11 protein-coding genes are annotated in these 13429 nt (G+C 44.4%); 10 read left to right on the top strand and 1 reads right to left on the bottom strand.

Going from position 1 to position 13429, the window contains the following annotated elements:
• The first annotated feature begins 136 nt into the window (after positions 1-136).
• The 6 genes from FN831_RS20640 to cysM all read left to right on the top strand — a co-directional run bounded on the left by FN831_RS20640 (position 137) and on the right by cysM (position 6554).
• Positions 137-1168 carry a GntR family transcriptional regulator gene (locus FN831_RS20640; protein WP_142530091.1) on the top strand — a complete coding sequence of 344 codons (1032 nt, stop codon included), beginning with the start codon at positions 137-139 and terminating at the stop codon, positions 1166-1168.
• Between the two features lie 29 nt (positions 1169-1197).
• Positions 1198-3105 carry an AAA domain-containing protein gene (locus FN831_RS20635; protein ID WP_142530090.1) on the top strand — a complete coding sequence of 636 codons (1908 nt, stop codon included), beginning with the start codon at positions 1198-1200 and terminating at the stop codon, positions 3103-3105.
• Between the two features lie 94 nt (positions 3106-3199).
• Positions 3200-3892, top strand: coding sequence for a hypothetical protein (locus FN831_RS20630; RefSeq protein WP_142530089.1), 693 nt, complete (start codon positions 3200-3202; stop codon positions 3890-3892).
• A 126-nt stretch (positions 3893-4018) separates the two neighbouring features.
• Complete coding sequence (locus tag FN831_RS20625; protein ID WP_142530088.1) at positions 4019-4846, top strand: mechanosensitive ion channel family protein; 828 nt, start codon at positions 4019-4021, stop codon at positions 4844-4846.
• A gap of 17 nt (positions 4847-4863) precedes the next feature.
• A complete protein-coding gene (gene epsC, locus FN831_RS20620) occupies positions 4864-5676 on the top strand; it encodes a serine O-acetyltransferase EpsC (protein WP_142530087.1) in 813 nt (270 codons plus the stop codon).
• A gap of 2 nt (positions 5677-5678) precedes the next feature.
• Entirely contained in the window at positions 5679-6554 is an 876-nt protein-coding gene (gene cysM / locus FN831_RS20615; protein WP_142530086.1) for a cysteine synthase CysM, read from the top strand.
• A 136-nt stretch (positions 6555-6690) separates the two neighbouring features.
• On the opposite strand, the gene FN831_RS20610 is transcribed toward cysM, so the two are convergent.
• Positions 6691-8976, bottom strand: coding sequence for an NADP-dependent malic enzyme (locus FN831_RS20610; RefSeq protein ID WP_142530085.1), 2286 nt, complete (start codon positions 8974-8976; stop codon positions 6691-6693).
• A gap of 207 nt (positions 8977-9183) precedes the next feature.
• On the opposite strand from FN831_RS20610, the gene FN831_RS20605 reads away from it, so the two are divergent.
• From FN831_RS20605 to FN831_RS20590, 4 genes are all read left to right on the top strand, one after another.
• Positions 9184-10200 (top strand): fatty acid desaturase, encoded by a 1017-nt coding sequence (locus tag FN831_RS20605; RefSeq protein WP_142530084.1) that lies wholly within the window; start codon positions 9184-9186, stop codon positions 10198-10200.
• A gap of 6 nt (positions 10201-10206) precedes the next feature.
• Positions 10207-10668 (top strand): DUF4268 domain-containing protein, encoded by a 462-nt coding sequence (locus tag FN831_RS20600; protein WP_142530083.1) that lies wholly within the window; start codon positions 10207-10209, stop codon positions 10666-10668.
• A gap of 97 nt (positions 10669-10765) precedes the next feature.
• Entirely contained in the window at positions 10766-11641 is an 876-nt protein-coding gene (locus tag FN831_RS20595) for a PfkB family carbohydrate kinase (RefSeq protein WP_142530082.1), read from the top strand.
• A gap of 415 nt (positions 11642-12056) precedes the next feature.
• Entirely contained in the window at positions 12057-13370 is a 1314-nt protein-coding gene (locus tag FN831_RS20590) for a DUF3887 domain-containing protein (RefSeq protein WP_142530209.1), read from the top strand.
• Positions 13371-13429 lie beyond the last annotated feature (59 nt).

The raw sequence follows: 13429 nt of genomic DNA, 5'->3' as shown, positions 1-13429 counted from the left end.
AATCGTTTGCGTACTTTGTACAAAGTTTAGCTGGTCGGTTTTAGCTAAACTTTGTACTTTGATCGGACAATTTAAAGGATGCAGCCCGGCATAATTTTGGGCATTCATCTGAGAATTGACCAAACAAGACGAGCAGATGAAACTAAATGATTTTTTTACCTATATACAGGTTGACGGATATTCTGCCATTCCTAAATACCTACAGCTAACCAAATCCGTTTTAGCGGCGATTGAAGTTGGTAAATTAAAAAAGAACGATACGCTTCCCTCTATCAATGAGGTAAGTTATGAGCTGGAGATCTCACGTGACACGGCAGAAAAAGGATATAAACATCTCAAAAATCTGGGCATCCTGGGTTCCATCCCCGGGAAAGGATACTATGTTTTGAACGAAGACTACAATCAGCGGCTCAAAATTTGCCTGATGTTCAACAAGCTGAGCAATCACAAGAAAATCATTTATGACGCCTTTGTAGATGCGATTGGTGAACACGTAGCAATAGATTTTTATATTTATAATAATGACTTTGCATTATTTAAGGAGTTGCTGACCACCAAGAATGAGCAATATTCACACTATGTGATCATTCCTCATTTTATCGAAGCCAGCGTAGATGAATATGAAATATTAAATACGATCCCCAAAAGCAAGCTGATCCTGATGGACAAAATGATCCCGGGCATTGACGGCGAGTTCGGGTCTGCGTACGAAAATTTCGAAAAAGATATCTTTCAGGCGCTGGAAAAAGCACTTGAACCTTTACATAAATACCATACGCTAAAACTGATCTTTCCGGAGCAAACCTATTTTCCCGAAGAAATCAAAAAAGGTTTCTCCAAATTCTGCCGGGAATATGGATTTATTGAGAAAGTAGTGACTGATGTGGTAAATGAACCGATCAGCGAGGGCGAAGTGTTTATCAACCTGATGGAAGATGACCTTGTTACCCTGATTGAAAGGATTAAGATGCTCAACTTTAAAATCGGCGAACAGGTAGGTCTGATCTCGTACAATGAAACTCCCTGGAAAAAGATTATTTTAAATGGTATCACCACCATCTCTACTGATTTCCAGCAAATGGGCCGCATTGCTGCAGATCTGATCCTCAGAAATTCAAGGGAACAGGTGGAGGTACCCTTTTATTTAACGCTGAGAGACTCGCTCTGATCTTGTCTTAAACTGCTACCTTTGCAGAAATGGAATATTTCAAAAAGCTTCTTGATCTTTTAAAAACAGAGAAGGAAGAAGACCAGAACGCGTACCTGAAACTTACTGAATCATCTACCGTTGCAGAACGCAGGGCCAACGGATTAACCTGGTACCCCATTGCCATCCGGGGTTCTGAAATGAGCAGGGGCGATTATCTTACGGTAGAACTTGAACGTACTTCACACCAGGATATCAGTCACCAGCTGCGTTTTGGTGCGGCAGCCGTGCTGTTTTCTAACCACGATCCTCAGAATGACCGGCTGGAAGGTGTAATTGCACATTCCAGCGGCAATAAACTTAAAATAACGCTGCGTACAGATGAGCTGCCCGACTGGGCGCGGGATGGTAAACTGGGTGTGGATGTGCTCTTTGATAACAATAGTTATGACGAGATGCAGAACGCCCTTAAAAATGCTGATGCCCGCCTTGGCCAGAAAGAAGAGGGCCATCTGGCCAGGATACTTACCGGCGCTGCATCGCCTTCTTTCAACAGCGGAACTTTTACATACTCCATACCACAGCTCAATACGATGCAGCAGCAGGCGGTTGAGCAGATTTTGGCTGCCAGCGATCTCGCGATTGTTCACGGCCCGCCGGGCACAGGCAAAACCACTACACTCGTACAGGCAATCAAAGCCCTGATCAAAAAAGACCACCGGCAGATCCTTGTTGTTGCGCCAAGTAATACCGCGGTTGACCTGCTCAGTGAAAAACTGGCCGATGAAGGACTGAATGTATTGCGGGTAGGTAATCCTGCCCGTGTTTCTGAGCGCCTGATGTCGCTTACGCTGGATAGCAAAATGGCCGGTCATCATAGTATGAAAGAGCTGAAGAACCTGAAGAAGCAGGCAAATGAGTATAAAAAAATGGCTCATAAGTATAAGCGGAATTTTGGCAGGGCCGAACAGGAGCAGCGCAAAGCCCTCTTTAATGAGGCCTACAAGATCATGAAGGAGGTAGGAAATACAGAACAGTATATCATTGACGATCTGGTAAACCGCGCAGAGGTGATTACCGCCACGCTGGTAGGATCAAACCACTATACGGTAAGAGGCCGCGAATTTCATACCGTAGTGATCGATGAGGCTGGTCAGGCCCTGGAGCCCGCCTGCTGGATACCACTGCTGAAAGCAAAAAAGGTAGTGTTTGCCGGAGATCACTGCCAGTTATCGCCCACCATTAAATCAAATGTTGCGGCAAAAAATGGCTTAAGTACGACGCTGCTCGAAAAGTGCGTCGCCCTGCACCCGCATGCCGTAACCTTGCTTGAAGAACAATACCGGATGAACGAAATGATCATGGGCTATTCTTCAAAAGTTTTTTATGAAGATAAACTCATAGCACATCCCTCGGTGGCACAAAGGGTGTTATTTCCCGGTGAGGCCCCTTTGGCCTTCATTGATACCGCAGGCTGTGGTTTTGATGAGCGCGTTGAAGGTACGAGCAGCACAAACCCGGAGGAGGCCGTATTCTTAATGAGGCACCTTACGCAGCTTGTTCGTCAGCTGGCACCTCTTTTTGAGACGGGGGATTTTCCCTCAGTTGCAATTATCTCACCCTATAAGCAGCAGGTGTATATCCTTAAAGATTTGTTGCTGAACGCTCCGGACCTGCAGGTATATGCAGATAAAATATCGGTAAATACCATCGACAGCTTTCAGGGACAGGAACGCGATATCGTATATATCAGTCTTACCCGGAGCAATGCTGAGGGCACTATAGGTTTTCTTTCTGATATCAGGAGAATGAATGTAGCGATGACCCGCGCCAGGAAGAAACTAGTGGTGATCGGCGACAGCGCAACACTTTCCCGCTCTCAGTTCTATTCGGAATTTATCAGTTATGCAGAGGCAAATGATGCCTGGAGCAGCGCCTGGGAATATATTGAAGCTTAACGATAAAATTACAGGTAATCAGTCGGCTGGTTTCTTTGATTTTGTATAATTCCTTATATTAGTGTTAATGTTTTTAGCCATAAAACTTTAACACATGGAAGTATCCGATTTTTCAGGTAGTGGCGACGACCACTATTCTGCATCTTCAAAAAAGACGAATAAAAGTTTTATAGATAATCTTGTGCGGGTCCTTGCCGCCAACCCGGCAATTGAGAAAGGGTATTTTGGATTGTTGTATAATGAGCAAAAGGAAGCTGAAGACCTTTTCCTCGGCATAGAGCACCGCGGCCCGGCAGAAGAAATTCAAAATATGACAGATATCGTAAGGCAGACTTTTCTCCCCGGCCAGGAGATTTTTTTTGCTTCCACCGGTTTTCAGCCCGAGCTGTACGGCGTCATAGAGCAAAGTAACTTTCCCTTTTACATCAAAAACAGGTCGCTTCCGCTGAACATGGCGATTATGAACCAATGGTTTGACCCCGCATCCTACAGGAATAACTTTATCTACCAGGTACGGACAGGAAAGATTACCTCCCTGTTTAAGGATTTTGATCCGACGAGCAATGTCCTTAATTTTCAGACTTTTATAAGGAATGGCCGGGAGTTTGTCCCCTTGTTTTCTGAAAAGGAAATGATCTTTAAAAGCGGGATGACGCAGGTGCCTTCTGATCTCACAGTACTGGAGTTCGACTGGACAAGGATCGATGCTGCGGCGGATCAAAAAAACCGGCAGCATTTTTATGTGCTTAATCCGGGGACATCTTTTGAAGTGGAATTTACCGTGTAATCTTGTTATTGTGGGCGATAATCCTTGACAAAGTGATTACATCCATTCATTTTGAACAAAAGAATAGATCTGTATCTTTAAAAAATCTTAACGGGCCATTTTAGAGGTCATTTTGGAATGATACAGATGAATAAATTACAACTTTCCGCAGATAAGTTTACAGTTCAGTTTATTGACCGGCTGCCGAATTTCTTTCTGGCTGTCTTCCTGCTGCTGGCGGGTATCTGGCTGATCAAGCGTTTTGTAAGGTTTCTGCACCGTCGTTTCCATAAAAACAGTATAGATATATCCCTTAGTGAATTTTTGATCAGTATCATCAATGTGGTACTATACGTGGTGCTGGTCATTGCCTGTGCCTCCATGATCGGCATCCCAACGAGCTCTTTTGTAGCGGTTGTAGGTGCAGCAGGCCTGGCAGTTGGCCTGGCCCTTCAGGGCAGCCTTTCCAACTTTGCCGGCGGCGTATTGATCTTGTTGTTTAAGCCCTTCAGGGTGGGGCATAATATCAGTTCCAGCAATAATGTATCCGGTCTGGTGCTGAAGATTGATATTTTATACACTACGCTTAAAGCGGGCAACGGCACTACGATCTATGCTCCAAACGGTCCCCTGGCCAATGCGGTGATCAACAATGTTTCTGACAATGAAACCAGACAGGCAGAGTATAAATTAAATGTGGCTTATGACACAAATATAGACCATGCACGCAAAGCTATTTTGGCTATATTGGAGAATGATGAACTGGTACTTAAAGACCCAAAACCGGCGGTGCTGGTAGGCTCTCTAGGTGAAACCGGTATCGTGCTGATTGTGAGGGCCTGGATTGATAACACTAACTTCTGGCCGGTTTACTATTCCAACTATCAAAAACTCATTGAGGTACTTGATAGAAGTGATATCAAACTGCCTAACACAACTCCGCAGATCACCCTGCTGAACCAGCCATCCCAATAATCCCTCACCCTACAACAATGAACGAAGAATTTTACCGCAATATATTTAGCAGACAAAAGCAGCTGGAACCAATCCCTTCCAATAATGTGATATCAGACTGGGCAGTAAACCTGCTCAATTTGATTTATCCGGAGCGGTTAACGTTTCCCGAATGTAGTCTTGAGCAGATCGAAGAAAGGTTTGGCCAGTCGCACCGGGAACTGCTGAATATACTAAATGCCACAAAAGCCTGTACGCAATGCAGCAAAGAGCAGGTTGCCGCAATTTTTTATAAAGATCTGCCGGAGTTATACCGTAAGATGAATACTGATATCAGTGCTACGTTGAACGGCGATCCCGCGGCGCAAAGTGAGTTTGAGATTATCAGAAGTTACCCGGGTTTTTTAGCAGTTTCCTTTTACCGGGTTGCCCATCATTTGTTTAAGCTGGGCATTCCGCTGATCCCAAGGATTTTAACGGAATATGCACATTCGGTAACGGGCATAGATATCCATCCCGGCGCTGAGATCGGTGAATTCTTGTTTATAGACCATGGTACGGGTATCGTTATCGGCGAAACAACTGTCATTGGCAACCACGTAAAATTGTATCAGGGTGTTACCCTGGGCGCGCTCAGCGTAGATAAGTTTATGGCAAACACAAAAAGACACCCCACTATAGGCGATCATGTGATCATTTATTCCGGAGCTACAATTTTGGGGGGCGATACCTTTATCGGTGAAAACAGTGTCATCGGCGGTAATGTATGGCTCACAAAAAGCGTTCTGCCAGACTCTACCGTTTATCATCAGTCGGCCATGAAGGTCATAGAAACAAAAAACAAGATTTAAACATGGGAAATATTATAGATTGTATCGGAAATACGCCCCTGGTGGAAATACAAAAGCTAAACCCAAACCCTGGCGTAAAGATCTATGCCAAGCTGGAAGGGAACAATCCCGGAGGAAGCGTGAAGGACAGGGCAGCCCTGAATATGATCCGCAGTGCGATGGAACGCGGGGAGATTACCAAAGGCAGCAAGCTGATTGAAGCCACCAGTGGAAATACGGGTATTGCACTTGCGATGATCGCTGGTATCTACGGTCTCGATATTGAATTGGTAATGCCTTCAAATTCTACCCGGGAACGAACTTTAACCATGGAGGCTTATGGCGCAAAAGTAACCTTGCTGGAATCTATTGAAGTCTGCAGGGATTATGCAGAAGAAAAGGGCGCCCAGCCAGGCTATTTTTTGCTGGACCAGTTTGCCAATAAAGACAATTACCTGGCGCACTATAAAACCACAGGGCCTGAAATCTGGAGGGATACCGAACATCAGATTACGCACTTTGTAAGTTCTATGGGCACTACCGGAAGTATCATGGGCAATTCTTTGTTCCTGAAAGAACAGAACCCCGAAATACAGATTGTAGGCTGCCAGCCAACAGAAGAATCTTCTATTCCGGGCATCAGAAGATGGCCTGCAGCTTATCTGCCAAAAATATTTGATGCAAAAAGGGTAGACCGTACCATGGATGTTTCCCAGGAGGAAGCTTCTCATTATGCGAGGTTAATGGCCAGATCAGAGGGGATCTTTGCAGGGATGAGCAGCGGCGGTGCGCTGGCCTGCTCGGTGAAGCTTGCTGCTGAACTGTCATCAGGCCTGATTGTATTTATCGCCTGCGACAGGGGAGACAGGTACCTGAGCAGCGATCTCTTTATCGGTTAATTAAACAAAGGATGAGGCTGTATCATTGATGATATTGAGCCTCTGAGAATTGAATATTTGAAAGTGCTCCCTTAGGGGGGACAAGTAAAGATAACAAAGAAGAGGCTGATCGTACAGCCTCTTCTTTAAAAGAATCTTATTTCTTCTTCGCAGCGCTGTACAACTGCGCATCTACTACAGCAATCGTCACCATATTCACGATCTCACGAACTGAACTGTCCATTTGCAGTACATGCACCGGTTTGTCCAATCCAATCAGAATAGGGCCTACAGCTTCAACATTCCCCAGTTCCTGCAATAATTTGTAGGCAATGTTACCAGATTCCAGATTAGGGAAGATCAGCGTATTTGCAGGGCTGCCCTTTAATGATGAGAAAGGATAGTTGCCTTGCAGCAGTTCTGAGTTCATGGCAAAGTTAGCCTGCATCTCGCCATCAACGATCATCGTTGGATATTTTTCCTTCAGCATTGCTGTGGCGATCCGCGTTTTCTCAGGAACGGTACCATTGTTGGAACCAAAGTTAGAGTAGGACAGCAGTGCCACCCTTGGCGTAACATTGAAACCTTTAACGGTTTCATGGATCATTGCAGTGATGTCAACCATATCCTGTGCTGTAGGATCAGGATTTACCGTTGTATCGCCTAAAAATACCGGCCCTTTCTTGGTCAGCATCAGGTACATGCCCGCTATTTTCTTTACGCCCGGTTTGGTGCCGATCACTTGTAACGCAGGTTTTAACGTAGACTTGTAGTTTTTGGTTAAACCGGAGATGAGGGCATCTGCCGAGCCAAACTGGATCATGCTTGCACCATAATAGTTCCGGTCGCGCACCAGCTTTCTGGCCTCATACAAGGTGATACCACGTCTCTGGCGTCTCTGGTAAAGATGTTCCGCGAATTTTTCAGAATCATCCGTTCCCTGCCATGGATCGATAATCTCAATATCTCCCAGTTCAATACCGTGTTCAATAATAATTTGCTGGATTCTGGCTACACTGCCCAGCAGGATAGGGGTAGCAATACCCTCGTCCTTCACGATCTGTGCTGCCTTTAAGATCTTGTAGTTATCTGCCTCCGCAAATACAATACGTTTAGGGGCAGATTTAGCTTTGTTGGCCAGGTTTCTCAGTATCTTATCATCCGCGCCCAGTCTTACGCGCAGCTCTTCCTCATAGGCAGGCCAGTCTGTGATGGTCTTGCGGGCTACACCAGAATCTATTGCTGCTTTGGCTACTGCCGATGAAACAAGGCTGATCAGCCTTGAATCAATTGGTTTAGGAATAATATAATCTTTACCGAATTTCAGGTTCTTGGCTTTGTACGCCAGGTTTACGATTTCCGGTACGGGTAGTTTTGTAAGTTCAGCTATAGCTTTAACAGCAGCAATCTTCATCTCCTCATTAATAGAAGTAGCACGCACATCGAGCGCTCCCCTGAAAATGTAGGGAAATCCCAGTACATTGTTTACCTGGTTAGGGAAGTCTGAACGTCCCGTTGCCATGATAATGTCCTTGCGGCAGTTGATTGCAATGTCATAAGCAATTTCAGGATCTGGATTGGCCAGCGCAAAAACGATTGGGTTCCTGGCCATAGACTGTACCATTTCCGCCGATACCACATTGGCTGCAGAAAGACCCAGAAATACGTCGGCACCTTTCATTGCCTGTGCAAGCGTTGTCACGTCTTTTCTCGGCGTGGCGAAATCCATACGGATGGGGTCAAGGTCAGTACGGTCAGTATTCACAATACCGTCCTTGTCAAAAACCAGCATGTTTTCTTTTTTGACCCCCAGTTTTAAATATAATTTGATACAGGATACTGCAGCGGCACCGGCACCGCTCACCACCAGTTTTATTTTTTCCAGTTTTTTGTTTTGCAGTTCACAGGCATTCATCAGGGCGGCGCTCGTAATGATGGCAGTACCATGCTGATCGTCGTGCATCACCGGGATGTTCATCTCTTCCTTCAGGCGGCGCTCAATTTCAAAACACATCGGTGCCGCAATATCTTCCAGGTTTACCCCTCCGAATGTAGGTTCCAGGGCTTTAACTACCGTGATGAACTCATCCACACTGGCAGCATTTACTTCAAGGTCAAATACATCGATGTCGGCAAATATCTTGAATAACAATCCTTTACCTTCCATTACAGGTTTACTGGCCGCAGGGCCGATATTACCTAATCCAAGAACAGCGGTACCATTACTGATCACTGCTACCAGGTTCCCTTTGGCAGTGTACTTATACACATCTTCGGGATTTCTGAATATCTCCATACAGGGTTCAGCAACGCCGGGCGAATAGGCAAGGGCTAAATCTCGTTGTGAATTGGTAGGTTTGGAAGGCACGACCTCGATTTTACCTGGCCTGCCATTCGAGTGATAATCTAATGCGTCCCGCTTGCGGTTTGTTGTGTTACTCATCTTGTATATGGATTCGTGGTTTTGCTAAAAGGCCTTCGCCTTTAGAAATTCAAATAAAAGGTCGAAAGTAGGCATATGTTTAAAATAATACTAGCATCGGGGGCGGATTTTCCGAAATAACATTATATGTATTAACATTTAATCCAAATAGTACACGATATATCAATAAACTATCGTACTTTCACACATTCAAATAATTGCATTTTTATGACATTCCTAAATGTGGTGTTAGATCCTCCTGCTTACGGCTGGTCAGACACAAATGGTAATCTCTCTAAACCCACTCCTAAACAGATCTTTACTGAGTTTTTCAGCAGACTCAATATCTTCAAAAACAAGAAAAACTGGCTGCCTTTCTACAGCTGGTCCAAGGTGCTGATATCCGTTCCTTTTCTGATGCTTTTCATCTTTCAGTATTTCAGCTGGAGTTTGCTTGCTGTAGCATTTGTTTACAGTATGATCATCATGGGTACACATGGCACTATCTGGCACCACAGGTACTGTACGCACAATTCATACACTTTCAGAAATAAATTCTGGCGCTTTTTTACCCAGAACCTTACGATATCCATGATCCCTGAAGAGATCTATGTAGTTTCGCACCATGTGCATCATGAGAAATCAGATATGCCGGGCGATCCCTATAATGCTTCAGGCGGCTTCCTGTACTGTTTTCTGGCAGATGTAAACCATCAGCCGATAGCCAAAGACCTAAGCGAAGCTGATTATCAGCGGGCCGTTAAGCTAATGGTAAACACGGGTATAACGCCCAATACCTACGAACAATATCAGAAATGGGGCTCTATTGCCAACCCATACCGCACATTGCTTTCCTGGTTGCTTAACTGGGGATTCTGGGCTGCAGTATTCTTCCTGATTGGCGGTTTCGGAATGGTTTGCGCGGTATTTGGTGCAGCAGGTGTTTGGGCAGTAGGGGTAAGGACCTTTAACTATGAAGGACACGGAAAAGGTAAAGACATGCGCAGGGACAACTACGATTTTAGCCGGGAGGACATGTCTATCAACCAGTTATGGCCGGGCTATGTTGCAGGTGAATGGCACAATAACCACCATTTGTATCCTGTGAGCGCAAGAACAGGCTTCCTGCCTCATCAGTTTGACCTTGCCTGGTGTTATATTCGTTTAATGTACACCTTAGGACCCGTTAAAAGTTTCAAGGATTCCAAAGAAGAGTTTCTTGAGCATCACTACAATAAAAAATAAATCTCTATGTATTCTAAGGAGCAGGCTTCGAAATTAAAGGAAGCTTTCTGGACCACATTCGGACAATATATCGCCCCTCATCCATCGGCCGAAGGGCTCAAAATAAACTGGATAAACTACAAGACCGGTATCAGGTACCTGCACTTTAAAATGCAGGCTGATCACCGGTCCGCTTCTATAGCGGTAGAGCTGTCACATTCTGATCCGGGAATTCAGGAGCTGATTTTCGAACAGTTCAGGGAATTCACGAAGATTCTTTCATCTTACCTTCATGAAGAATGGGAATGGCAGTTGCATACAACGGACGAAAACCACAGAACAATCAGCCGGATCTATAAAACACTGGAAGGCGTAAGTATATTTAAAGAAGAAGACTGGCCGGCGATGATTTCGTTTTTTAAACCCAGGATCATTGCACTTGATGACTTCTGGAACGACGCCAGTCACAGTTTCGACCTGTTCAGATAATTTTGGCCTCTTCAGATAAAACTTGCGATAAAGCAGCTATTATCTACCTTTGCAGCTCAGCTCTATTATTCAGCTGTTAAACTATAAACAAGGACAGATGTACGATATTTGCTGCATAGGACACATTACATTAGACAGAATAGTAACCAGCATTGCCGAAAAACATATGGCCGGCGGGACTTCTTTTTATTTTTCGAACGCACTCCGCCAGATGGATGTAGACTATGGCCTGGTGACAGCGATTGCGGAAACTGAAATGCCTTTCGTAAACGAACTGCGCAGCAATGGTACCGATGTGATTGTCTTTCCAAGTGCTAAAACCGTTTATTTCGAAAACATATATTCAGCAAACCTTGATCACCGGACGCAACGGGTGTTACAGGAAGCAGATGCTTTTACAGTTGAACAGCTGAGTGACATTAATGCAAAAATATTTCATCTGGGGCCACTTTTGGCAAACGATATTCCGGTTGAACTGATCCGTGACCTTTCCAACCGTGGCAAAGTTTCCCTGGATGTACAGGGTTATTTGCGGGAAGTAAGTGGCCAGAGGGTTTGCGCGGTAGACTGGTTTGAGAAGAAGGAAGCCCTCCAGTATGTACATACCGTAAAAGCGGATGATGCTGAACTGGAAGTGCTCACAGGTATTAAAGGTATAGAAGAAGGTGCCATGGAACTTGCCAGCTGGGGAGTAAAGGAAGTAGTGGTCACCTTAGCCAGTCTGGGCTCGATGATCTATGCGGATGGTATTTTTTATGATATCCCAGCCTACAAACCTGCTGTGGAGACCGACGCCACCGGCTGCGGTGATACTTATATCGCTGGTTATTTATATCAGCGCGTAAAAGGAGCCGGTATCCAGGAAGCCGGAGAGTTTGGTGCCGCCATGGCCAGTCTTAAAATTGAATCTTCTGGTCCTTTCAACGGAACTGAAGAAGATGTGAAAAAAAAATTATTTGTCAATAAAGATTAAAAACTGCGTTCTGAGCCTTTTAAGGCTGGTTTTTAGAGATTTTCAGCTCTTTCATTCGTCATGGAAATGTTTTTTTGAAAAAAAATCTATAGTGTAGTTTGTACACTATTAAATAGTTTGTATATTTGTATCAACAACAAGAGATAAACACTTTCAATTTGTTGCTAAAACATTTTAGTAACTTTGAAATTTAAGAGAAAACCCGTTCATACAGGTTTATATTTGGTTAGAATAGGGATGAGTCTGGATGGATCAACCCTTTCTTTTTTTTATACCCATCCCAAATTCTCTTCTCCCCAGACATCACAATCATTTTTCCGGAATTTTTTTTATCAGAATCCCATTACAACAATTTTATCTGAATGAATTAATATTAACTTTGGTCATACGCTATATAATTTAGCACATGATTAATATGAAGAAAGCTACGCTACTAATATTTTTGCTGTTCATTACCACAGCATCATTTTCACAGGGGATGTTAAATCTCTTTGGCCGTGCAAATGATTTTTTTGACCTCATGGACAAGCAAAAGTTTGCAGAAGCCCATGCTTTTTTTGATGCTAACTTACAGACAAAAGTTCCTGCCACAGAACTGCAAAAGCTCTGGGGAGAATTAAACTCGAGATACGGCAAGTTTGAATCTGCGGCAACGGTACAGGGAAAAGCCCAGGGTGAATATTTTACAGTGGTTATAGATGCCAAATTTGCAAATGATACCCAATCATTTATCATGGGTTTCGACAAAACGGAGAAGATAGCAGGCTTTTTCCTCAGGCCTAAATCTACTGCAGCGGTATACCTCAACCCGGCCTATGCCGATACAACCCTGTACAGCGAGAAAGAAATTTATGTGAAAACTCCCGGCCATAGCCTGGTTGGATTGCTGACCACACCAAAGAAGGCTGCCAATTACCCTATCGTAGTGCTGGTACATGGTTCCGGGCCAAGTGATATGGATGAAACAGTTGGCCCCAACAAGCCTTTTAAAGATCTCGCAGCAGGTTTGGCAGCAAATGGAATTGCCAGCATCCGCTATGTAAAAAGAACGATGATTTATTCGGGTGAGTTCGGCGGCGCATTTACCGTAAAGGAAGAGACTATAGACGATGCACAGGCTGCAGTTGCCCTTGCAGAAACTGTACCGGGAGCAGACAAGAAACAAATCTATCTTTTTGGACACAGCCTTGGCGGTATGCTGACCCCCAAGATTGCTGCACTAACACCATCTTTAAAGGGTTTGATCCTTGCAGAAGCTCCGGCAAGAAAATTCACAGACCTGATGGTTGAACAGAATAACTATATGTTCGCTGCTGCAAAAGATACTACACAGGCTGGAAAAAAACAGCTGGCTGATGTGATTAAAGAACTGGACAGGACAAGAATCACGCAGGCCGGAACCATGAAGCCAGACTCAAGTATCCTGGGAATTCCCGTATCTTACTGGGTAGACCTGAATAATTACAATCAGGTTGATGCAGCAAAAAAATTAAATAAACGTATGCTGATCATACAGGGCGGCAACGACTTTCAGGTTTCTCAGGCAGATTTCGATATCTGGACGGCTGCTCTGGGCAAAAAAAACAATGTTACACTAAAATCCTATCCTGATCTCAACCATTTGCTCAGTTCACAACTCGAAAAAGGCACTGTTGCCCAGTACCAGCAGGCAGCCAGCGTGTCGCAGCCACTGATCAACGATATCGTAGCCTGGATCAAACAGAAATAAAACGATAAAACCATCCCGACTAAATCAGGATGGTGTAAAATATACACGACAAATGAGGG

Origin of the sequence: Pedobacter westerhofensis, from assembly GCF_900182595.1 — a bacterium.
Classification (GTDB): Bacteria; Bacteroidota; Bacteroidia; order Sphingobacteriales; family Sphingobacteriaceae; genus Pedobacter; species Pedobacter westerhofensis.
Note: the sequence above shows the minus strand (reverse complement) of the source record. Positions and strands in the feature narration are given on the sequence as shown.

Coding starts and splice junctions, on each gene's coding strand:
- FN831_RS20640 (WP_142530091.1), top strand. CDS start 137: ATGAAACTAAATGATTTTTTTACCTATATACAGGTTGACGGATATTCT.
- FN831_RS20630 (WP_142530089.1), top strand. CDS start 3,200: ATGGAAGTATCCGATTTTTCAGGTAGTGGCGACGACCACTATTCTGCA.
- FN831_RS20605 (WP_142530084.1), top strand. CDS start 9,184: ATGACATTCCTAAATGTGGTGTTAGATCCTCCTGCTTACGGCTGGTCA.
- cysM (WP_142530086.1), top strand. CDS start 5,679: ATGGGAAATATTATAGATTGTATCGGAAATACGCCCCTGGTGGAAATA.
- FN831_RS20610 (WP_142530085.1), bottom strand. CDS start 8,976: ATGAGTAACACAACAAACCGCAAGCGGGACGCATTAGATTATCACTCG.
- FN831_RS20590 (WP_142530209.1), top strand. CDS start 12,057: ATGAAGAAAGCTACGCTACTAATATTTTTGCTGTTCATTACCACAGCA.
- FN831_RS20595 (WP_142530082.1), top strand. CDS start 10,766: ATGTACGATATTTGCTGCATAGGACACATTACATTAGACAGAATAGTA.
- FN831_RS20625 (WP_142530088.1), top strand. CDS start 4,019: ATGAATAAATTACAACTTTCCGCAGATAAGTTTACAGTTCAGTTTATT.
- epsC (WP_142530087.1), top strand. CDS start 4,864: ATGAACGAAGAATTTTACCGCAATATATTTAGCAGACAAAAGCAGCTG.
- FN831_RS20635 (WP_142530090.1), top strand. CDS start 1,198: ATGGAATATTTCAAAAAGCTTCTTGATCTTTTAAAAACAGAGAAGGAA.
- FN831_RS20600 (WP_142530083.1), top strand. CDS start 10,207: ATGTATTCTAAGGAGCAGGCTTCGAAATTAAAGGAAGCTTTCTGGACC.